Annotated in this window: 19 protein-coding genes and 1 tRNA gene; 2 read left to right on the top strand and 18 right to left on the bottom strand. The window is 76.1% G+C overall.

The features are described 5' to 3' along the window. Nucleotides 1-3: 3 nt before the first annotated feature. Genes CLV37_RS05770 through CLV37_RS05735 form a run of 8 tightly spaced genes read right to left on the bottom strand, consistent with a single transcriptional unit; the run spans nucleotide 4 to nucleotide 8,656 of the window. Nucleotides 4-864, bottom strand: a complete 861-nt coding sequence (locus CLV37_RS05770; RefSeq protein ID WP_106208036.1) for an ABC transporter permease — start codon at nucleotides 862-864, stop codon at nucleotides 4-6. Next, complete coding sequence (locus CLV37_RS05765) at nucleotides 861-2,666, bottom strand: oligopeptide/dipeptide ABC transporter ATP-binding protein (protein ID WP_106208034.1); 1,806 nt, start codon at nucleotides 2,664-2,666, stop codon at nucleotides 861-863. Before CLV37_RS05765 ends, CLV37_RS05770 begins: the two co-directional genes overlap by 4 nt. Continuing rightward, nucleotides 2,663-3,601 (bottom strand): polysaccharide deacetylase family protein, encoded by a 939-nt coding sequence (locus CLV37_RS05760; RefSeq protein ID WP_106208032.1) that lies wholly within the window; start codon nucleotides 3,599-3,601, stop codon nucleotides 2,663-2,665. Before CLV37_RS05760 ends, CLV37_RS05765 begins: the two co-directional genes overlap by 4 nt. After that, complete coding sequence (locus CLV37_RS05755) at nucleotides 3,598-5,118, bottom strand: amidohydrolase family protein (RefSeq protein WP_211298422.1); 1,521 nt, start codon at nucleotides 5,116-5,118, stop codon at nucleotides 3,598-3,600. Before CLV37_RS05755 ends, CLV37_RS05760 begins: the two co-directional genes overlap by 4 nt. Then, nucleotides 5,115-5,837 (bottom strand): aspartate/glutamate racemase family protein, encoded by a 723-nt coding sequence (locus tag CLV37_RS05750; protein ID WP_211298421.1) that lies wholly within the window; start codon nucleotides 5,835-5,837, stop codon nucleotides 5,115-5,117. The genes CLV37_RS05755 and CLV37_RS05750 overlap by 4 nt, the downstream gene beginning before the upstream one ends. Next, nucleotides 5,834-6,709, bottom strand: coding sequence for a carbohydrate kinase family protein (locus CLV37_RS05745; RefSeq protein WP_106208030.1), 876 nt, complete (start codon nucleotides 6,707-6,709; stop codon nucleotides 5,834-5,836). Before CLV37_RS05745 ends, CLV37_RS05750 begins: the two co-directional genes overlap by 4 nt. Further along, nucleotides 6,702-7,937 carry an SIS domain-containing protein gene (locus CLV37_RS05740; protein WP_106208028.1) on the bottom strand — a complete coding sequence of 412 codons (1,236 nt, stop codon included), beginning with the start codon at nucleotides 7,935-7,937 and terminating at the stop codon, nucleotides 6,702-6,704. Before CLV37_RS05740 ends, CLV37_RS05745 begins: the two co-directional genes overlap by 8 nt. Further along, nucleotides 7,934-8,656 carry a BtpA/SgcQ family protein gene (locus tag CLV37_RS05735; protein ID WP_245885298.1) on the bottom strand — a complete coding sequence of 241 codons (723 nt, stop codon included), beginning with the start codon at nucleotides 8,654-8,656 and terminating at the stop codon, nucleotides 7,934-7,936. The genes CLV37_RS05740 and CLV37_RS05735 overlap by 4 nt, the downstream gene beginning before the upstream one ends. On the opposite strand from CLV37_RS05735, the gene CLV37_RS28420 reads away from it, so the two are divergent. Beyond that, entirely contained in the window at nucleotides 8,570-8,770 is a 201-nt protein-coding gene (locus CLV37_RS28420; protein ID WP_245885301.1) for a hypothetical protein, read from the top strand. The genes CLV37_RS05735 and CLV37_RS28420 overlap by 87 nt on opposite strands. A gap of 513 nt (nucleotides 8,771-9,283) precedes the next feature. On the opposite strand, the gene CLV37_RS05730 is transcribed toward CLV37_RS28420, so the two are convergent. The 3 genes from CLV37_RS05730 to CLV37_RS05720 all read right to left on the bottom strand — a co-directional run bounded on the left by CLV37_RS05730 (nucleotide 9,284) and on the right by CLV37_RS05720 (nucleotide 12,093). Further along, nucleotides 9,284-10,075, bottom strand: a complete 792-nt coding sequence (locus CLV37_RS05730; RefSeq protein ID WP_106208024.1) for a peptidase — start codon at nucleotides 10,073-10,075, stop codon at nucleotides 9,284-9,286. A 223-nt stretch (nucleotides 10,076-10,298) separates the two neighbouring features. After that, the gene (locus CLV37_RS05725) at nucleotides 10,299-11,384 is read right to left on the bottom strand and encodes a sensor histidine kinase (protein ID WP_106208022.1); all 1,086 of its coding nucleotides are present in this window, start codon (nucleotides 11,382-11,384) and stop codon (nucleotides 10,299-10,301) included. A gap of 1 nt (nucleotide 11,385) precedes the next feature. Next, nucleotides 11,386-12,093 carry a response regulator transcription factor gene (locus CLV37_RS05720; RefSeq protein WP_211298420.1) on the bottom strand — a complete coding sequence of 236 codons (708 nt, stop codon included), beginning with the start codon at nucleotides 12,091-12,093 and terminating at the stop codon, nucleotides 11,386-11,388. Between the two features lie 112 nt (nucleotides 12,094-12,205). Between CLV37_RS05720 and CLV37_RS26950 the strand changes: the two genes are divergently transcribed. After that, nucleotides 12,206-13,006, top strand: a complete 801-nt coding sequence (locus CLV37_RS26950) for a DUF4232 domain-containing protein (protein ID WP_146149309.1) — start codon at nucleotides 12,206-12,208, stop codon at nucleotides 13,004-13,006. A gap of 7 nt (nucleotides 13,007-13,013) precedes the next feature. Here CLV37_RS26950 and CLV37_RS05705 read toward each other — a convergent pair whose 3' ends face one another. The 7 genes from CLV37_RS05705 to dnaG all read right to left on the bottom strand — a co-directional run bounded on the left by CLV37_RS05705 (nucleotide 13,014) and on the right by dnaG (nucleotide 20,001). Next, entirely contained in the window at nucleotides 13,014-13,664 is a 651-nt protein-coding gene (locus tag CLV37_RS05705) for a hypothetical protein (protein ID WP_146149308.1), read from the bottom strand. Then, on the bottom strand, nucleotides 13,661-15,511 hold the full coding sequence (locus CLV37_RS05700) for a VWA domain-containing protein (protein ID WP_106208011.1): 1,851 nt from the start codon (nucleotides 15,509-15,511) through the stop codon (nucleotides 13,661-13,663). Before CLV37_RS05700 ends, CLV37_RS05705 begins: the two co-directional genes overlap by 4 nt. Further along, the gene (locus CLV37_RS27405; RefSeq protein WP_106208009.1) at nucleotides 15,508-15,951 is read right to left on the bottom strand and encodes a hypothetical protein; all 444 of its coding nucleotides are present in this window, start codon (nucleotides 15,949-15,951) and stop codon (nucleotides 15,508-15,510) included. Before CLV37_RS27405 ends, CLV37_RS05700 begins: the two co-directional genes overlap by 4 nt. Continuing rightward, nucleotides 15,938-16,846, bottom strand: coding sequence for a DUF58 domain-containing protein (locus tag CLV37_RS05690; RefSeq protein WP_106208007.1), 909 nt, complete (start codon nucleotides 16,844-16,846; stop codon nucleotides 15,938-15,940). The genes CLV37_RS27405 and CLV37_RS05690 overlap by 14 nt, the downstream gene beginning before the upstream one ends. Further along, nucleotides 16,843-17,808 (bottom strand): AAA family ATPase, encoded by a 966-nt coding sequence (locus CLV37_RS05685; protein WP_106208005.1) that lies wholly within the window; start codon nucleotides 17,806-17,808, stop codon nucleotides 16,843-16,845. The genes CLV37_RS05690 and CLV37_RS05685 overlap by 4 nt, the downstream gene beginning before the upstream one ends. 143 nt (nucleotides 17,809-17,951) lie before the next feature. Further along, a tRNA-Asn gene (locus CLV37_RS05680) sits at nucleotides 17,952-18,024 on the bottom strand. Between the two features lie 111 nt (nucleotides 18,025-18,135). Further along, nucleotides 18,136-20,001, bottom strand: coding sequence for a DNA primase (gene dnaG, locus CLV37_RS05675; RefSeq protein WP_106208003.1), 1,866 nt, complete (start codon nucleotides 19,999-20,001; stop codon nucleotides 18,136-18,138). Nucleotides 20,002-20,049: the final 48 nt, after the last annotated feature.

The following is a 20,049-nucleotide window of genomic DNA, read 5'->3' as shown; positions in this document are numbered from 1 at the left end:
GGTTCACCTCCGGGGTCCGAGCAGGGTGCGGATGCCGTCACCGGCGAGGTTGGCGACGAGGCTGAGCACCAGCACCGCCACCCCCGGCACGACGGGCACCCACCAGGCGCTGAGCAGCAGCTGGGTGCCGGCGGCGGTGTCGGCGCCGAGCTCGGCGGCCGGTGCGGGCTGGCCCAGGCCGAGGAAGGACAACCCGGCCAGCAGCAGGACGACGTTGCCGATGTCGAGGCTGGCGGTGACCACGGCCGTGGGGACGACCCCGGGCAGCACGTGCCGCAGGACGAGGCGGCCCCGGCCGACGCCGGCCAGGCGGGCGGCCTCGACGTGCGGGCGGGCGACGACGGAGCGCACCTCGGCGCGGACCAGCCGGGCGTAGTAGGGCCACCAGACGATCGACATGCCGAGCAGGGTGTTGCGCAGTCCCGGACCCAGGGCGGCCACCAGGGCGATGGCGACGAGGGTGGAGGGCAGGGCGAGGAACAGGTCGGTCACGCGCATGAGCACCGCGTCGACCCAGCCGCCGCCGACCCCCGCGGCGACGCCGACGACGCCCCCCACGAGCAGTCCCACGGCCACCACGGCCAGCGCCGAGAACCACGAGGTCTGCAGGCCGAACAGCGTGCGGGACAGGACGTCGCGCCCGATGGAGTCGGTGCCCAGCAGGTGCTCGGGAGAGCCCGGGGGCAGCTGCGGGGCCGCGACCGGCTGGATCGGGTCGTCGGGGGCCAGGAAGCGCGCGAGGACGGCGAGCAGGGTCAGCGCGACCAGCAGGCCGACCAGCACCCAGGCGGCCCGCCGCCCGGTGCGACCGCGGCCGGTGATCACCGGCCGCGCGGTGCGGCGGGGCAGGACGACGGTGCTCACCGGACCACCTCGATCTCGGGGACGGAGGCGACCAGCGCCCGGGTGTACGGCTCGCGGGGGGCGCCGACGACGGCCTCGGCGTCGTCGATCTCGACGACGCGCCCGCGTTCGACGACGGCGATCCGGTCACCCACGAACCGGGCGACGGCCAGGTCGTGGGTGACGAACAGGACGGTCATGGCCAGTTCGGCCCGCATGTCGCGGATGAGGTTGAGGGTCGTCGCGGCCAGCGAGGCGTCCAGGGCGCTGGTCGGTTCGTCGCACAGCAGCACCGCGGGCCGCACGACGGTCGCGCGGGCCAGGGCGACCCGCTGGCGCTGGCCGCCGGACAGGTCGGCCGGGCGCAGCCGGGCCACCGAGGTGGGCAGCCCGGTGCCCGCGAGGGCCTCCTCGACCCGCCGGGTGGTCTCGGCGCGCCCGAGGCGCAGGGGGGCCAGCCGCTCGCGCAGGGTCTCCCCCACGGTGAGCCACGGGGTCAGCGAGGACCCGGCGTCTTGGAACACCATCTGGGCCCCGCCGGCGGCGACGGTGACGCGCCCGGAGGTGACGGGCACGAGCCCGGCGACCGCCCGCAGGACCGTCGACTTGCCCGACCCGCTCTCCCCCACGATGGCCAGGGCCTGTCCCGCGGCGACCTCGAGGCTGACGCCGCGCACGGCCTCCACGGTGCGGCGACGGCGGCCGTGGCCGGTGGTGTAGGTGACCGCGACGTCGTCGAGGACGACCGCCGGTCCCTGCGTGGACGGGGTGGACGGGGTGGCGCGGACGGGGACCGCCGCGGCGGGGGCCGGCGCGGTGATCGTGGCGGTCGCGGCGCGGACGGTCTCGTCCCCGAACCAGCAGGCGGCGCCGTGCCCGGGCGTCGGCCGGGAGTCGTCGAGCCCCGGCGCCGCGGTGGCGCAGCGGTCGACGGCCAGCGGGCAGCGGGCCCGGTAGGCGCAGCCGTGCGCGCGGTCCGCGGGGGTCAGGGTGTCGGCGACCAGCGTGGGCAGACGGCGGGAGCGGTCGAGGGTCAGGGACAGCCGCGAGCGCAGCAGGCCCGCGGTGTAGGGGTGCGCGGGCGCGCCCAGGACCTGCGCGGTCGATCCCACCTCGGCGAGCCGGCCGGCGTACATGACGGCGATGCGGTCGGCGATCTGCGCGGCGACGCCCAGGTCGTGGGTGATGAGCAGCACGCTGCACCCGAGGTCGTCGCGCAGCTCGCGCAGCAGGGCGAGCAGTTGCGCCTGCACGGTGACGTCGAGCGCGGTCGTCGGCTCGTCGGCCACGACCAGGGCGGGGCGGCCGGCGATGGCGATCGCCGCCATGACCCGCTGGCGCAGCCCGCCGGACAGCTCGTGCGGGTACACCCGGAACCGCAGTTCCGGGTCCGGCACGCCCATCGCGCCCAGGAGCCGGACGGCCCCGTCCCGGTCCTGCCCGGCCTCGACGATCTGCCGGCCGATGCGCATGGTCGGGTTCAGCGAGGTCATCGGGTCCTGGAACACCGCGCCGAGCGCGCTGCGGCGGGCGGCGCGACGAGCGGACTCCGGCCCGTGCGCCATGTCGGTCCCGAGCACGTCGACGCGGCCGGTGACGTGCGGGCGGGCGGTCTCGGGCAGCAAACCCAGGAGGCTGAGGGCGAGCATGCTCTTGCCCGAACCGGACTCCCCGACGAGCCCGACGATCTCGCCGCGGGCCACGTCGAGGTCGACGCCGCGCAGCACCTCGGAGCGGACCCCGCCGCGTTCGAGCGACACGTGCAGGTCGCGGACGCTGGCCGTGGGGGCCGGGACGGCGGTGGGGGCCGCCGCGGCGCTCACGCGAGCCCTCCCCCGGCCGGGACCGCCACCGCGCCCGCCTGCTGGTCCCCCGGGTGGTCCGCCAGGTGGGCGGCGATGGCCCGCGGCTGGGTGAACCACACCCGGTCGCGGTGGGAGCCCAGGTGCCGCAGGGCCCGGTCGAGGGCGCGCAGCCGGAAGGGGGCCCCGGAGATGAACGAGTGCACGACGACGCTCATGACCAGCGGCTGCTCCTCGGAGCGTTCGAGCAGTTCGTCGAACTCGTCGACGACCATGTCCGCGAACTCCGTGGCCGACGCCGCGCGGCCCACGACGGTCGTGCTGTCGTTCACCTCCAGCGCGTAGGGCAGCGTCAGGAGCGGACCGGCCCCGGTCGCGAGCGGCACGGGCCGGTCGTCCAGGCGCAGGTCGAGCAGGTAGCGGTAGCCGGCGGCGGCGAGGTTGTCGAGCGTCGAGGGCGTGTGCGTGAGCCACGGGCTGGACCAGCCGCCGGGGGCGACACCCTCCTCGGCCTCGATGCGGGCCGCGACGGCACGCAGGTACCCGGCCTCGTCGGCCGCGGACATCGCGGCCAGGGAGTCGGAGTTCGAGACGCCGTGGCCGACGAACTCGGCGCCCGCGCGCCGGGCGGCGGCGACGAGTTCGGGGGCGGTGTCGTACAGGGCGGTGTTCAGCAGCACCGTCGGCGGGATGCCGTGGCGCTCCAGCCGTTCCAGCAACCGGAAGGCACCGACGCGGTTGCCGTAGTCGCGCCAGGAGGTGTTGACCAGGTCGGGGGCGGCGACGTCGGGGACGATGTCCTCGGTCTGCCCGGCCCCGAACCGGTACTCCTCCAGGCCGATCGCCACGTAGACGGCCAGGCGCCGGCCGCCGGGCCACACCGGGCCCGGGGCCGCGGTGATGGGCCGGTAGTCCCACAGGGCGTGCCCGGGGGCGGGAACTGCGTCGTGCGTCATCCGATCCACCTGTTCATGCCGACGTCGGTGCGGGCGGCCCGGCGGACCACGGCGTCGTACGCCGGGAGCAGGGCGTCGGCCGCGGCCCACGTGCGTTGGAGGGCTGGCAGGCGGGCGGCGTGCAGGTCGCGCGCCTCCGCCAGGAGGGAGTTCTCGTCGACGGACACCACGCGCCCGTCCTCGGCCACCACGCGGCCGGCGACGAGGGTCATGACGACGCTGCCGCCGTTCTCGCAGTAGACGAGCTGACCGCGCAGGTCGTTGAAGGGGGTGAAGGCCGGGGCGTGCAGGTCGAGCAGGACGAGGTCGGCCTGCGCGCCGACCGCCACCCGCCCGATCCGGCCGGTCTGGCGCATCGCGGCCGCGCCGCCCTCCCAGAGGGCGTCGAGGACCTCGGCGGGCGTGGGCCACTGCTCGGCGTCCAGGCCGGAGACGTTGTGCACCAGCCCGGCGGCCTTGACCACGCCCCAGACGTTGACGCTGTCGTCGCAGATCGCCTCGTCCACGCCGAGCGCGATCGGGATCCCGCGGTCGCGCACCGCCCGGAACGGCATGACGCCGCTGCCCAGGCGCAGGTTGCTGACGGGGTTGTGGGCCACGACGGCCCCGGCGGCGGCGATGAGGTCCAGATCGTCGTCGTCGACCCAGACGGCGTGGATGACGTTGACGCGCTCGCTGAGCAGACCGAGGTCGGCGGTGTAGCGGACCAGGCTGCGGCCCGAGAAACGTTCCTGGCCGGTCCCCGGGACCGACAGCGCGCGCTGCACCCGGGTCTCCAGGAAGTGCGCGAACAGCGGGACGTCGTGGCGACGGCTGAGGTCGTCGAGGGCGGCGAAGTACTCGGGGCTGACCCGTTGCGGCGCGGAGATCGACACCGCGGCCGTCAGGCGGCCGCCGTGACTGCCGTGCCAGGTGTCGAAGAGGTGGTCGTAGGCGGCGAGGAGTTCGCCGGCGCCCGCGGGGGCGGGGGTGTTCAGGGCGTCGGCGAAACCCCCGTCGGCCCCGGTCAGGAACGGCAGTTTCTCCGCGTCGGGCAGTTCGGGCTGGTCCAGCGCGACGCAGGCGCGGATCCCGCTGTCGGCGTAGGCCTGCAGGACCGCGTCGATGACCTCGGGGTCCGGGGACGGCATGAGGAACGCGTCGTCCTGCACGCTCGTCGTGCCGGTCCGCAGCATCTCCAGCGCCCCGAGCATCGTCCGCAGGTACGCCTCGCGCGGGGTCGGCGCCAGGGCCGGGTCGGCGGGCGACTCGTAGAGCATGAACGTCTCGAGCGGTCGGCTGCGGAACGCGCCCTTGAGGTGGTTGGCGGGCGAGTGGAAGTGCGCGTTGATCAGCCCGGGGACCAGGACGTGGTGACCGGCGCCGTCGACCCTGCGCGCGTCGGCGGGGGCCAGTTCCCGGGCCCGCGGCCCGATCGCGGTGACGACGTCGCCGTCGACCAGGAGGTCGGTCGGTCCGACCATCCCCGACGGCTGCGCGGGCGCCCAGAGGAGGACGTCGGTGAACAGGACGCTCACCCCCACACCTCCCCCGTCGTCGGCGAACCCGCGGGTTCGGCCCAGGTGTTCGCGCGCGACGTCGTGAGGTCCTGCGCGAGGAGGCCTTCGAGGGCCGTCGTGGCGGCGGCCACCCCGTCGATCACCGGGACCCCGAGGGCCGCGCGCAGACCGTCGACGAGGTCGGTCAGACCCGCGCAGCCGAGCACGACGGCCTCGGCCCGTTCGGCGGCCAGCGCCCGGCGGGCCTCGTCGGCGAAGGCGTCGAAGGCGGGCCCGGCGCCGGTCTCGATCTCCTCGACCGAGACGTCCACGGCGCGGACGGTGCAGCGGTGGGACAACCCGAGCCCGGCGACGACGCGGTCGGTCATCGCGATCGTGCGCGGGGGCATGGTGATGACGCTGAAGCGGTGGGCCAGCAGCGAGGCGGCCTGCAGGGCGGCCTCGGTCATGCCCACGACGGGCCCGCGGGCCAGTTCGCGGGCCGCGGGCAGGCCGGTGTCGCCGAAGCAGGCGACGACGTAGCCGTCGACGCCGTCGCGTTCGCCCTGCTCGACCTGTTCCAGGACCCCCGCGGCGCCGAAGACCTCGTCGACGTGGGTCTCCACGGTCGCCGGGGCGCGGCGCGAGCGCGAGGCCGTCACCGTCGTGCCGGGGCGGGCCACGGCCCGGGCCGCGGCGAGCACGGCGTCGGTCATCGCGGCGCTGGTGTTGGGGTTCAGGACCCGCACGTGGCTCACAGCAGGCTCCCCTGGACGCCGAGGTCGGCCAGCAGCCCGGCCACGCCGTACCCGCCGATCGCGACCCGGGCCGCCGCGGCCCCGGCGCGCGCGGCCTGCACCGGGTCCGCCCCGGCGACGTGGGCGGCGGCGAAGGCGCCGCAGAACGCGTCCCCGGCGCCGGTGGAGTCGACGGGCACGACGGCTTCGGTGGGCACCTGCACGACGCCCGCGGCCGTGGCGACGACGCACCCGCGCTCGGCGGTCTTGACGACCACGACGTCCGGACCGGCGGCCAGGAAGCGCGCGGCGGCGCGGTGCAGGTCGGTGGTGCCGGCGAGCGCGACGGCCTCGACCTCGCTGGGCAGGAACACGTCGCACGTGGCGAGCAGGTCCAGCAGCTCGGGTTCGTGGCCGGCGACGTAGTCCTCCTGCAGGTCCAGGAAGACCGTCGCACCGGTGGCGGCGCGCAGCCACGGCCCCAGCGTGAGCTGGGAGCGCAGACTCATGGCGCACACCAGGACCCCGTCGAGCGCGGCGACGTCGGCGGGAACGTCCTCGGGGTAGGCGGACAGGGCGTCGAACGCCTCCTCGCCGTGCAGCAGGTGCCAGGTCCGGGAGCCGTCGGGGGCGTACTCGACGCGGTTGCGCACGGTCGGGACGTCGCGCGGACGGCCGGTCTCGACGGTGATGCCCAGGTCGCGGACGGTGTCGAGCAGGGTCGGGGGCAGACCCGTCCCGACGGGGGCGAGCATCCGCACGTCGGTCAGGGCGCGGCGGGCGGCCAGCGCGGCGTAGAGGGCGTCGCCGCCGAGCGCGGTCGTCTCCTGCCCGTCGAGGACGAGGTCGTCGATCGTGAGGTTGCCGACGCACAGCAGCGACGCGTCAGCCACCGGTGGTCTCCCGCGCCTCGGCGGTGCGGAACTGGGCCATGGCCAGCAGGTAGCCGGTCAGCTGGGCGGGCAGCACCGTCAGCAGCGGGCTGAGCGCCTCGGAGACGCGCGGCAGGACGATGACCTCGTCGGCGACGCCGTCGAAGGCGTCGACGCCCTCGGTGGTGACGGCGTAGACCCGCCCGCCGAACCGCTTGGCCTCGCTGGCGGTGTGCACCGCGCGCGGGACGGAGGGGCCGGCCGGGGCGAGGACCCACAGGGGTTCGCCCGCCTTGAGGGAGTTGTAGTGGTGGAACTCCTCTACCTGGACCGCCTCGGCGTGGTCGGGCGTGCACTCCTTGACCTTCGCCGCGCCGATGACGGCCGGGCCCCAGGTCGGCCCGGCGCCGGAGAACAGGAACGTGCCGCTGCCCTGCTCACGCTCGGCGATGACCGCCAGCGGGGCCTCGACGTCGCGGATGACCTGCTCCATGAGACCGGGCAGCCGGGAGAGCTCGGCGGCCAGGTCGTGGGCTCCGGGCCGTCCGGTGCGCTGCCCGACGCGGACGGCGAGGTCGACGAGCAGGGCCAGCGCCGTCGTGGAGGACTGCGTGGGCCAGCCGACCCGGGTGGCGCGCAGCACCAGCGTGCGCTCGCTCTCCCGGGCCAGGGTGGAACCGGGGGTGTTGGTGATGGCCACGGTGAGGGCACCGGCGTGCTGGGCGACCAGGGCCGCCTCGACCGTGCGGGTGGTCTCCCCGGAGCTGGACAGGGCGACGACGAGGCTGCGGCCGGTGACCAGGGGGGCCAGGTAGTAGGCCAGGTCCAGGCTCTGCACGGGCTCGCACGGGACGCCGAGCATCGACTCCAGCACCTGGCGGGCGGCGATCGCGACGGCCAGGGAGTCCCCCGCCCCGGTCACGAACACCCGGTCCAGGTCGGTGGCGGCGACGAGGTCGGCGAGCTCGTCGAGGGCCGCGTCGTTGACAGCGAGGGTCTCGCGGATGCGGTCGGGCTGGGCCACGAGCTCGGGGTAGGTGGCCTCGTCGCGGGCGCGGCGCTTGGGGTCGAGCGGGTGGTCGCTGGGCAGCGCCACGATCGAGGCGTGCTCGGCGTCGGAGACCCGTTGCACGACCTCCTGCTGGCGGGCGTCGAGGGGGCTGCCGGGGCCGAGGAACGGGCTGGCCGGGGTGGTGCTGGTCACGGGGGGCTCCGGGGTGCGGGTGGGGTGGACGTCGAGGGTGCTCACGCGGCACCGGCCGTCAGCGCGGCACCGAACCGGGCCGCGACGTCGGGGTCGACGCGGGCGTCGGGGGCGCTGGAGCGCTTGATCGCGCTGCCGAGGATCGCGCCGTCGGCGCCCGCCACGGTGGCGTCGATGGTGCCCAGGCCGACCCGGCCGCCGACGAGGAGCGGGACGCCGGGCACGACGTCGCGCAGGTCGGCGATGGCGGCCAGGGCGTCGGGCACGCCGCTGTCGCGGGTGACGACGAGCGCGTCGGCTCGGCCGAACTCGCGGGCCTCGCGGGCTGCCCACCGGGGCGTGGAGGCCAGCGGGAGACTCGTGGCCTCGTGGACGTCGGCCCAGACCTCCACGTCGGAGCCGAGGGTGCGCTTGACCGCGGCGACCTCGTGCGCGCACCCTTCGATCCAGCCCGTGGGGCCGATCGCGACGCCGGTGAGGACCTTGACCCGGACGAACCGCGCCCCGATCGCGTGGCCGACCGCGACCGCGCTCGGGCCGTCGTTGTGGCCCACCACGACGCCCACCGGAAGGTATACCGCTTCGGTGACCGCCGCCCCGACGACCGACAGTGCCGCGACGGTCGGGGCGGACACCCGCACGGCCTGCGGCATGTCGCTGGCGTCCTGCACCATCACGTGGGTGAAGCCAGCCTGTTGCAGCCCAACGGCATCCTCGGCCGCACGGCGGGCGATCTCCCGAACAGGGGTTCCGGCGTAGTTCACCGCACCAGGCAGGGGCGGGAGGTGCAGAACGCCGACGAGGCGGAACTGGAAGGGCACGAGAAGAACGGTATACCGGAGTGCGTTTCGGGCGTGTTTCCTCGACGTAACACCTGAGGTCCGGGGTCAGCCGGACGGAGCGACCGGGTCGGCGGGGTTCTCCTCCAGCGCGAACCGGGCCTCAGCGGTCCTCAGACCCGTTGCGGCGCAGAGCTCCCGAAACGCCCAGGAGGAACCTGCTGCAGGACGGAACCCGCTGCCGACCCGTCCGACCGGACCAGCGGGCGACCCCGTCGCCGCGTGCCTCCGGTCGCCGCCGACCTGCACCCACGTCGTCGTGGGTTCCCGGTCCTGCGGTTCACACGTTCCGCCACGGGTTCTCGCAGGTTTCCGGGGTGCTCGCCACTGCGCGTCCCCCGTGACCGGGAACTCCTGCCGACCGCCCGGCGAACCCGCGAACCGCCTCCCCGACGGCCCACCCCCGGTCACCGCAGCCCGTCGGGGTTCCCCGGATCCGGACCGACCAGCACCCCGGGTCGGGTCCGCGCCTCCCCTCCGCGCGCGGACCCCGCCCCGGTCCGGGGCGCCGTCAGTCCTTCCCCGTCAGTTCCGTCAGTTCCGTCAGTTCGGTCAGTTCCGCGGGATGGACAGCGACAGGTCGAACGTGCTGCCCGAGGGCGAGTGCACGTCCAGCCGGTAGGTCCCCGTCTGCGGCAACGTCACCGTCGCGTGCGCCTGCTGCTCGGTCATGCCCGTGTGCAGCGGCGAGCCGTCGGGAGCCACCAGCGTCCAGTTGCCCTGCGGGGAGATGTCCTTGAAGTCCACCACCGCGCGCTGCCCGGCGACGGCGTCGAACCGGAAGTGCGCCGTCTCCGTGGTGCCCACCCCGCCGGCCACGGTCAGGGCCGTGGTGCCGGGGGCGAAGCGCAGCTTCTGCCCGGTGCTGGAGGTCGCGTCGCCGTTCTGCTGGACCGTGACCGGCGTCGCCGACGAGGACGAGGTCGTGGCCGGGATCGCCAGGCTCAGGTCGTAGCTGGCGGCGCGGGTGGAGACGATGTCGACGTAGTACGTGCCCGACTCGGGCAGGCGGTAGGTGAAGTCGCTCTGGCGGGGGCTGTGGGCGTTGTGCACCGACGGGCCCGTCGGGCCGACGAGAGTCCACGTCATCGCCGAGGTGCTGCGCGACAGGTGGAACGTGGCGGTCTGCCCGGCGCGGGCGACGAAGGTGTAGCGGCGGTCCCCGCCGGCGGCGACGTGGCCCGAGACGTGCGCCGAGCTCCTGCCGGGGGCGAAGTGGATGGCCGTGGCGGTCGGCACCTTCGCAGCGGTGGAGGCGCTGGAGGTGGCGGCCGACGCCGCGCCGGCTCCGGCGATCCCGGCGGCGGCCAGGACGGCGGCGGCAACGGTGATCTTCCCACGCATGGTGTTCTCCTCGACGTGTCGGTCGGGGCGCTCAGGCCCCGGGTGCGGCCGCCGTTGCGGCCGTACCCACGACGTTAGGGACGCGGTGTGGCACCGGGGTGACGGCGCTGACACCGTCCCGGGACCTCGTGCAACCGTCTCGACACACCGGGACCACCGGGCCGCCACGGAGGCCCGACCGTCCGCGTCGCAGACCGTCCGGGTCCAGGACCGGGCCCGGTCCTCACCCCCGCTCGACGACCCCCGCCGCCACGTCCCCGGGCGCGCCCCCGACCGGGTCGGCGCCCGGATCCGCGCTCGCGTCGGCGCTCACGTCGTCCGGGGGGTCGGTGACCGGCAGCACCACGCGCACGACGGTCCCCCGGTTCTCCCGGCTCTGCGCCGACACCGTCCCGCCGTGACGTTCCACCACGGCCCGCACCAGCGGCAGCCCCAGCCCGCTGCCGGCGACCGAGCGGGCGGACTGGCTGCGGAACAGCTCCTCCCACACGTGGGGCAGGTCCTCGGCCGGGATCCCCTGGCCGGTGTCGGCCACCTCCACCAGGACACCCTCGGGGGTCTCGCGCCCGCGGACCTCGACGTGCTCGCCGGCCGGGGTGTACTTCACCGCGTTGTCGACGAGGTTCACCAGGGCCAGGGACAGCAGGTCCCCGTCGCCGGGCACCGGCGGCAACGGCCACGGCGCGCGCGGCAGGTCCAGGCTGATGCGCCGGCCCTCGGCGCGCGGCTGCTCCCCGACCACCTCGACGGCCTCCTCCAGCAGCGCCGTCAGGTCGACCCGGTGGCGGGCCAGCGGAGCGGTCCGCACGTCGGCGATCTTGCGCAGGTCCGCGGTCAGCCGGCTCAGGCGCAGGACCTGCTCCTCGATGCTGCGCAACCCCCGTTCCCGCTGCTCCGGGGAGGACTCCTCGGCGGCCACGTTGGCCAGGGCCAGCCGGATCGCGGTCAGGGGGTTCTTCAGCTCGTGGTCCAGGCGGCCCAGCAGCAGCTGGCGGTCGCGGGCGGACTGCGCCCCGGCCCGGGCGGCGGCCTCCTGCCCGGCCCGGCGCACCGCGGCCCGGGCGCGGCGGCGCAGCCACCAGCGCAGCACGAGGACGACGGACAGCACCGCCCCGGCGACCAGCGCCCAGTCGCCGGGTTCGGCCGCGGCGTGGACGAGGACCCGGTCGTGCCCACCCGGCAGCCGGCCGCTGCTCCAGGCCCACCGCGCCGCGACCGCCAGCAGCAGCGGCACGCCGAGCAGCAGGAGCGGGGTCAGCAGCCGCCGCAGGACGGGACGGGTGGTGCGGGCGGGGGTGCGCAGCGCCACGTCAGGCCTTCTCGACGTGCCCGGAGAACCGGTACCCGGTCCCCAGGACGGTGGTGATCAGCTGGGGGTCGGAGGAGTCGTCCTCCAGCTCGCGGCGCAGTTCCGCCACGCGGGTGTCGACCGAGCGCGTGCTGGTCTGGAAGCTCCACCCCCACACCGCCTCCAGCAGGCGCTCGCGGGTCATGACCTCGTCCGGGTGGGTCATGAGGTACGCCAGCAGCGCCGTCGCCCGCGGCGTCAGCACGACCTCGCGCCCGTCCTTCCACACGCGCTGGGACACCCGGTCCAGCAGGACCGCCCCGCTGCGCAGCCGCTGGAACTGCCCCAGGCCCCCGGCCCCGCCGCCCTCGCCGCGGCGCAGCACGGCACGGATGCGGGCGATGAGCTCCTGGGGGTCGAACGGCTTGTTGAGGTAGTCGTCGGCGCCCTCCTCCAGCGCCATCGCCCGCTCGCTGGACTCCCCGACCTGGGTCAGCAGGATCACCGGCGTGGTCGAGCGCTCCTGGCGCAGGCGCCGCAGGACGGCGCGACCGTCCAGGCGCGGCATCACGACGTCCAGGACCACGAGGTCGGGGCTGTTGGCGCGCAACCGGTCCAGGGCCTCCTGGCCGTCGTGGGCGACGACGACGTCGAACCCGGAGCGCGTCAGCAGCGGTGCCAGGTTGTCGGTGATGGCGGACTCGTCGTCGGCGAGCAGGATGGTCGGCACGCGCCGATCATCTCGCGCGCCCACCGCCCGGGGAGGTGTCCCGGCAGGGAGGTCGTGTGTCCGTCCTGACACACGGGCCCCGCCGCCGGCCCCGGGTTCCTACGATGGGCCGGTGCCCCACCGCCTGCCCGCCCGGGCGCTGTCCTGCCTGCTCGCGCTCGCGGCCCTGACCGGATGCTCGGTGCAGGCGGGGGTGCAGGTGCGGCCCGGGGACCCCGGCGGTGCCGCGGTGGGCCTGTCGGTCCAGCAGCCGGACGAGACCCCGACCACCCCTGCACCCGCCCCGGCCACGACCCCGGCCACCACCGGGCCGACGGCCGCCCCCGGGAGCGCACCGGCGAGCACCACCGCACCCGCCGTTCCCCACCGACCCGCGCGGACCCCGACGGCCGGTGCCTCGGGGAGCTCGTCGGCCACCTCGCCGGCCCCCTCATCGGCCCCCTCATCGGCCACCTCGTCGCCGGCCTCGCCCACGACGAGCCGGGCGCCGGTGACGACGTGCACGGTCGCCTCCCTGGTGGCGGCCGTGTCCCCGGCCACCGCGGACGGGTCCACCTCGACGGCGACCCTCACCCTGACCAACCTCGGTGACGCCACCTGCCGGCTCAAGGGGTTCGGCGGCGTCTCCCTGGCTCGCAGCGACGGGGTGCCCGTCCTGTCCCGGCAGGTGCGCAGCGGCACGGCCTCTACGACGGTCGTCCTGGTGCCCGGCGGCGCGGCCCGTTCCACGCTGACGTGGTCCACGGTCGCGGACACCGGCGTCGGCGAACCGGCGAGCGGGGACTGCGAGGCGGTCCCGACCTCCCTGCTCGTCATCCCCCCCGACCAGGTCGACCACCTCGCGGTCCCGTGGGTCGCCGGGCCCGTGTGCGAGCAGGGCACCCTGACCCAGACCCCCTACACCCCGGCCTGAGGTCTGCTCACCAGGGAGTGCTGGACATCCGGAAGTCGTCGCCCGCGTAGGCGTCCCGGCTGCCCTGGGCCGAGCGCTCGGCCGCGCCCTGCTGCGCGTCGCGGGCCAGGGCGTCGAGGTCCTCCTGATCGGGGACGGCCGGGGGTGCCCCCTCGGGCGGGGCCACCGGGGTGGCCTGCCGGCCGGGCAGGTCCGGCAGCTGGGCCTGCGCCTGGGCCTGGCGCGCGGCCTCCGAGACGTCGGCCAGCGTCTTCTCGTCCGCGGCGGCGCACCGCTCGCCGGAGCGGTCGTCGGTGGTCGCCGCCGTCGTGGTCATCAGCGCCAGGCCGTCGTCCTTCCCCGCGTCGAGGGCGGCCTGCGCCTGCAGCAGCTGGGTGAGGGCGAGGTTCACCCGGACCCGGCAGCGACTGCCGTCGTCGGGGGCCCGCCGCAGGCCCGTCGCGAACTGCGCCGCGGCCCCGGGCAGGTCCCCGGCGGCGAAGCGGGCGTCGCCGCGGGCCAGGCTGGACTTCCACGGCTCGACGACGTCGGCGACGCGCAGCAGGTCGGGGCGGTGCTCCAGCACCGGCCCCAGCGTCAGGAGCTTGAGCGCCACCACGGCGGGCAGCACCGCCAGCAGCGGGACGGCGACCAGCCGCCGCCGGGTGCGGGGCCTCACGAACGCCTCCGGGTCCACCAGTGCGCCCCGTCGGCCACCAGGGCCACGAGCAGCAGCCCGGCCACGACCCACGTCAGCGGGGTGCCCGTGCCACGCCCACCGTCCACCGGCCGCAACCGCCCGGGGGCAGCGTCGGCGACCACGGGGTCGAAGGAGGCCCCGGCGTCGCGCTGCACGAACGGGACCCCCAGCTCGGTGGCGATGGCGCGCAGCGTCGCGGGGTCCTCGTGCGAGACGGCGTCGCCGGTGTGCCCGGGGCGGGTGTCCTGGACGAAGGCGTCGGACCCGCCGTCCAGCGGGCTCTCGCGCATCGGTCCTCCCCGTTCGGTGCCGTAGCCGAGCACCGCTCCCCCGGCGACCCCGTCGGCGCCGAAGCGTCCGGAGGGACGGTCGCTGGTGCTCTCCCCGTCCCCGAAGTAGAACACCAGCTGCGCCCGCCCCGGGGCGGTGCGCGCCCCCGCGCTCAGCACCCGGCCCAGCAGGGCCGACGCCTGCCGGGGGTCGCTGCCGGAGGCCGAACCCGCCGTGGACGGCACGAGGGAGGTCACCGAGGTGAGCGCGGCGGAGGCGTCGGTGGTCAGCGGCATCGTCTGGACCGCCGTCGTGGTCGACACGATCGTGGAGAACCGCGCCCCGGCGTAGCGGCGGGTCAGCTCGGCGACGTCGTCGCCGACCGCGGCCAGCCGGGTGCGCCCGCCCGGGCCGTCCTGCGCGGCCATGCTCAGGGTCCCGTCGACGACGAGGTACACGTCGACGTCGCGGCTGCGCAGCGGCGCGGACCCGCCCGGGACGACCGGTCCCCAGACCAGGGCCACGGATGCGGCGACCAGACCGGCGACGACGAACGCACCCCACCGCCGGCGCGCGTCCCCGGTCAGGGCCCCCAGCAGCAGGTGGACCCCGACGGCGAGCGCCACCACCACGGCCACCACCACCGGGTCGTCGACCCGCAGCAGCTGCGGGGCTCCCGTCCCCCGTGCGGCCTCGCGGGCGCACAGGGCGTCGACGACGGCGGGCACCGTGCCCGGCGCGGAGACCGGGAAGTACTGCCCGCCGCTGGCCTCGGCGGCCGCGCGCAGGCTCGCCGCGGCGCCGCGGGTGGCGTCGTCGGTCAGCTCGGCGGGGTTCAGGGCGTACAGCCGGACCCCGCGCTGGACCGCGAGCCGCCCGACCTGATCGATCGTGACGCGCTGCGGGCCCGAGACGACGTTGTCGGTGTCCAGCACCACCGACCGCGCCCGCGGCGAGCCCAGTCGGTCGAAGGAGGTCACGCACGTCGCGGCCCCGTCCCCGATGACCGACGTGCCGTCCCCGCCGGTGGTCCCCGCCCACGCCACCGATCCGGTGGTGCCGGTCGCGTAGGCGGCGCGGACCCGGGCCAGCTGGTCGGCGACGTAGGACGCGTCGTCGGTGAGCGGGAAGGCCTGCACGGGACGGCTGGCGAACAGCACCAGGCCGACGCGGTCCCCGGGGCTGTCGCGGGCGATGCGGGCGAAGGCGTCGACGACGGCGGCGTCGGTGGCGGACATGGAGCTCGACACGTCCAGGCACAGGACCACGTCGCGGCTGCGGCTGTCCGGTGCGACCGTCGTGACGTCCACGGGCCGGGCCAGCAGGACCGCGCAGCCCACGACGGCCACCAGCAGGCTCAGCAGCCGCGCGGCGAGCAGGACCCGGTGGCGTCGCCGGGCCCGGGCGTGGGCGGGCAGCGCCGTCAGCCGGTCGGCGTGGGCGAGCAGGAGGTCCGGTGCGCCGCGGCCCCGGGCCCGGCGCAGCAGGACGACGGCGGTGAGCAGCACCGCGACGAGGACGACGGGCACGAGCCAGGGGTGCAGGAGCGCGTTCACGCCTCGGCCTCCAGCGCGGCGCGGGCCGCGCGCAGCAGGGGCGCGGGGTCCTGCGGGGGCCGGGGCCGGAACTGCCAGGGCAGGCACTCGGCCAGCGCCGCGGTGGCGGCCGGGGTCGCGGCCAGGCGCAGCGCCGCCGCGGTGCGGTGACCGGTCTCGCGCGCCGGCAGGGTCCCGGCCCGGACCTCGCGCTCGACCTCGGCCAGCGCGCGCAGCGCGGCCGCCCGGCGCTCGGCCGCGGTGAGCGCCGGGGACGGCTCGGTGACGGGGTCCGGCGGGGCGGGGGCCACGGGCCGGGGTCGGCGGGGGCGGCGCACCGCCCAGGCCAGCACGACGACGGCCAGCAGCAGCAGGACGACCCCCAGGACGGTCCACCCCGGCCAGAAGGGCACCGGGGCACGCAGGTCACCGGCGCCGGGACCGGCGTCAGCGGCGGGCACGGCCGTGCTCCCGGACGAGGGCGCGCAGGCCCGCGACGACGCCGTCGGGCCCGTCGACGCGCCCGGCGCTGACCCCGGAGCGCCGCAGCGCGGTGACGGTGCCGCGGCGGCGCTCGCGCTCGGCCGCGGCGTGCTCGTGCCGCACCCGCGGCGAGCGCCGGACCCGGCCGGGCAGCAGCGTGCGCCCGGGCAGGGTCCGCAGCCGTCCGGGCACGGTGGTGGGGTCGGCGTCGGAGACCGTCACCCACAGCACCTCGTGGCGCACCGCCAGCCGCCGCAGGGCCCGTTCGGTGTCGGCGTCGACGTCCACGTCGTCGGCGAGGACGACGACCAGGCAGCGCCGGAACCGGAGCCGGGCGGCGTGCGCGAGCAGGCCCGGGACGTCCACGGGTGGGTCGTCGGCGACGGCGGTGACGGTGGTGACCAGCCGCGCGCGGTGGGCGAGACCGCGCCGCGAGGGCAGCACCGTGACGGTGCCGGGCCGGCCGGTGAGCAGGGCGGTCCCGTCGCCACGGGCGTCGGCGACGGCGGCCAGGACCTCCACGAGCAGGTGCACGACGGCCAGCTTCGCTCCGCCCCCCGGGGCGGCGGCGACCAGCTCACGGCCGGTGGGCACGATCAGCAGCAGGGTCTGGTCGCGGCGGGCGACGTAGCGCTTGACGAGCGGCAGGGGTCCGCGGGTGGTGGCCTTCCAGTCGATGTCGCGCACGTCGTCGCCCGGCACGTAGGGACGGAGGTCGTCGAAGTCGTGGCTGCGTCCGGTGAAGACGGCGGCCCAGTCCCCCTCCAGCAGGCCGTAGCTGCGCCGGTGCGCGGGGACCGCGAGCAGCGCGGCGAGCCGCGGGGAGACCCGGCACGGGGCGGGAGCCCGCCGGGCCGGGGCGGGCGCGGTCACGGCGCGGGCACCTGCTCCAGCAGCCGGTCCACGACGTCGTCGGGTCGCACCTCCTCGGCCAGGGCCTCGAAGCTCAGGCCGACGCGGTGGCGCAGCGCGCGGTGGGCCAGGGCCTGCACGTCGGCGGGCAGGACGTGGTCGCGGCCCTGCAGCAGCGCCCGGGCCTGGGCGGCGCCGGTCAGGGCGATGCTGGCGCGCGGGCTGGCGCCGAACTCGGTGGCGGGGTCGGTGCGGCTGGCGCGCACCAGGGCGACGACGTAGCTCACCAGGGAGGGGTCCACGTGCACCCGCCGGGCCAGTCCCCGCAGCGCCAGCACCTCCTCGAGCGCGACGGTCGCCAGGTGCGGGGCGGCGGCCGCGCCGCTGCGGTGGGTGCGGACGATCTCCTCCTCCTCCGCGGCGGCGGGGTAGTCGAGGAGGTCCTGCAGCAGGAACCGGTCGAGCTGCGCCTCGGGCAGCGGGTAGGTGCCCTCGGACTCGACGGGGTTCTGGGTGGCCACGACGAGGAAGGGGTCGGGCAGCGGGTGGGTGACGCCGGCGATGGTCACCTGGTGCTCGGCCATCGCCTCCAGCATGGCGCTCTGCGTCTTGGCGCTGGCGCGGTTGATCTCGTCCAGGAGGACGACGTTGGCGTGCACCGGCCCGAGGCGGGTGGTGAACTCGGCGTGGGCGGCGTCGAAGACCTGGGTGCCGACGATGTCGCTGGGCAACAGGTCGGGGGTGCACTGCACGCGCTGGAAGGTCCCGCCGAGCGCGTGGGCCAGCGTCGAGGCCGCCGTCGTCTTGGCCAGGCCCGGCATGCTCTCCAGCAGCACGTGCCCCCCGGCGACGAGGGTGACGACGAGGGTCTCGAACAACCGGTGCTGACCGACGACGCGGACGGCGAACGCCGCGCGCAGCTCGTCGAACACCGCGGCGGCCCGCTGCAGCTCGCCGTCGTCGGGCGGGGTGGGCGTGCTCATCGTCGTCTCCCGGCGTGTCGGCGGTGGGCGTCGACATCATGCCCCAGGCAACTGAACCGCTCCGGGAGGCGACGCCGGGACCGTCGTCCGGGCCAGGACGCAGAAGGAGCTGCAGACCACTGGTCTGCAGCTCCTGTCGTGTGCTCCCGCAGTTGGACTCGAACCAACAACCTGCCGGTTAACAGCCGGCTGCTCTGCCAATTGAGCTATGCGGGACTACTTCTCGTCAGCGGGGTGAACCCCCCGTGACGACTGTCCAACCGTACCAGTCCATCGGCGGTGCCCGTGCACACCTGAGGCTCCACGGGCCCGGGACACCCCGGGGCCTCAGCCGCCCTGGGCCCGCTCCTGCCAGGTCCGGCGCACGGTCTCGAGGCGGAACAGCTCCGCCGAGGCCGCGGCGTACTCCTCGGCCTGCGAGGAGGGGTCCAGCCGCTGCAGGGTGCGGCGCGCCGCCGCCACGGCCCGGGTCGCGGCCTGCCCGGCCAGGGCGGCCACCAGCGAGCGCGCCCAGCGTTCCAGCTCCTCCTCGCTGGAGACCGGCAGGTCGGCCGCGGCCAGCTCGTCCACCAGCGAGGCCACGGGCCCGTCGGCGTACTCCAGCACGGCGGCCAGCCACGCCGGACCCTGCGGTGCCTCGGCCGGGCCGCCCGCGGCCACGACGGCGTCGTGCACGGCCCGGTGCCCGGGAGCGCCGAACGCGTCGGCCTCCAGGGCGTCGAAGACCTCCGCGACCGACCACGGCGCCTGCAGCGCGCACGACAGCACCCGCCGCTCCAGCTGGGCCACCGGGTCGTTCAGGTCCACGGCCGGGCGCTGCGGCGGCGCAGGCGGGGTGGAGTGGGCCGGGCGGCCCCCGGCCCGCAGGACTCGGTCGAGGACGAACCGCTCGTCGAGGAACCCTGTCCAGCGGTCCAGGTTGATGGCGTACCGCTGCTGCAGCCCGCGGTCGCGGATCGCGGCGACGATGGGGGCGGCGGCGTCCAGCGCCGCGAGCCGGCCCCCCTCGGAGTTCAGGTCGAACTTCTCGATCGTCGAGCGGATGGCGAACTCGAACAGCGGCACCCGCCCGTCGACCAGTTGCGCCACAGCCGTTTCCCCCGCCGACAACCGCAGTTCGCACGGGTCCTGCCCGTCGGGGGCGACGGCCACGTACGTCTGCGCGCTGAAGCGCTGGTCCAGTTCGTAGGCCTTCATGGCGGCCTTCTGCCCGGCCGCGTCCCCGTCGAAGGTGAACACCACCTCGGCCGAGGCGTCGGCCTCGCCCAGCATCCGCTGCACGATCCGGGCGTGGTCCTCGCCGAACGCCGTCCCGCACGTCGCCACGGCCGTGCCCACCCCGGACAGGTGGCACGCCATGACGTCGGTGTACCCCTCGACGACCACGACGCGCTTGGTGCGCGAGATCTCCCGCTTGGCCAGGTCGAGGCCGTAGAGGGCCTGGGACTTCTTGTAGACGGGCGTCTCGGGCGAGTTCAGGTACTTCGCCTCGATCCGGTCGTCGTCGAACAACCGGCGCGCGCCGAAGGCGACCGTGTGCCCGGACACGTCGCGGATGGGCCACACGAGCCGCCCGCGGAACCGGTCGTACAGACCCCGCTGCCCCTGCCCGGCCAGCCCCGAGGTGACGAGGTCCTCCTCGCCGTACCCCTTGGCCCGCAACTGCCGCAGCAGCGCGTCGCCGGTGTTCGGGGCGAAACCCACCCCGAAGCGGGCCGCGTCCTCCCGGCTGAAACCCCGCTCGGCCAGGAAGGTCCGCGCCGTCTCCGCCGGCCCCGGCGCCTCGAGCTGGCGGGAGTAGAACTCCTCGGCGACCTGGTGCATCGCCAGCAGGCGCTGGCGCTGGCCGGCGTTGGACGCCGGCCGCTGCGCCGTGCGGCCGCCGTCGTCGACGTAGCGCAGCTGCACGCCCGCGCGCTGGGCCAGCCGCTCGACGGCGTCGGCGAACCCCAGGCCGTCGATCTTCATGACGAACTCGATGGCGTCGCCGGACTCACCGCACCCGAAGCAGCGCCAGCGCCCCGTCGCGGGGCGGACCGTGAAGCTCGGGGTGCGCTCGTCGTGGAAGGGGCACAGCCCCTTGAACGAGCCGACCCCGCCGCTGCGGAGGGTGACCTGCTCCCCCACGACCTCGTCGAGCCGCACCCGCTCCTTGACCGCGAGGAGGTCGTCTGGATGGATGCGCCCGGCCACGGGTGGAGTGTAGGCGCCGCCTCCGACGCCCCGGCGCCGGCGGCGGGT

The organism is Kineococcus rhizosphaerae, assembly GCF_003002055.1.
GTDB classification, from domain to species: Bacteria; Actinomycetota; Actinomycetes; order Actinomycetales; family Kineococcaceae; genus Kineococcus; species Kineococcus rhizosphaerae.
This window is presented reverse-complemented; position numbering and strand designations above follow the sequence as displayed.

What these genes read in the sequence shown, in the direction of transcription:
- CLV37_RS05730 (WP_106208024.1), bottom strand. Translation starts at nt 10,075, where the DNA reads ATGCGTGGGAAGATCACCGTTGCCGCCGCCGTCCTGGCCGCCGCCGGG.
- CLV37_RS05685 (WP_106208005.1), bottom strand. Translation starts at nt 17,808, where the DNA reads ATGAGCACGCCCACCCCGCCCGACGACGGCGAGCTGCAGCGGGCCGCC.
- CLV37_RS05760 (WP_106208032.1), bottom strand. Translation starts at nt 3,601, where the DNA reads ATGACGCACGACGCAGTTCCCGCCCCCGGGCACGCCCTGTGGGACTAC.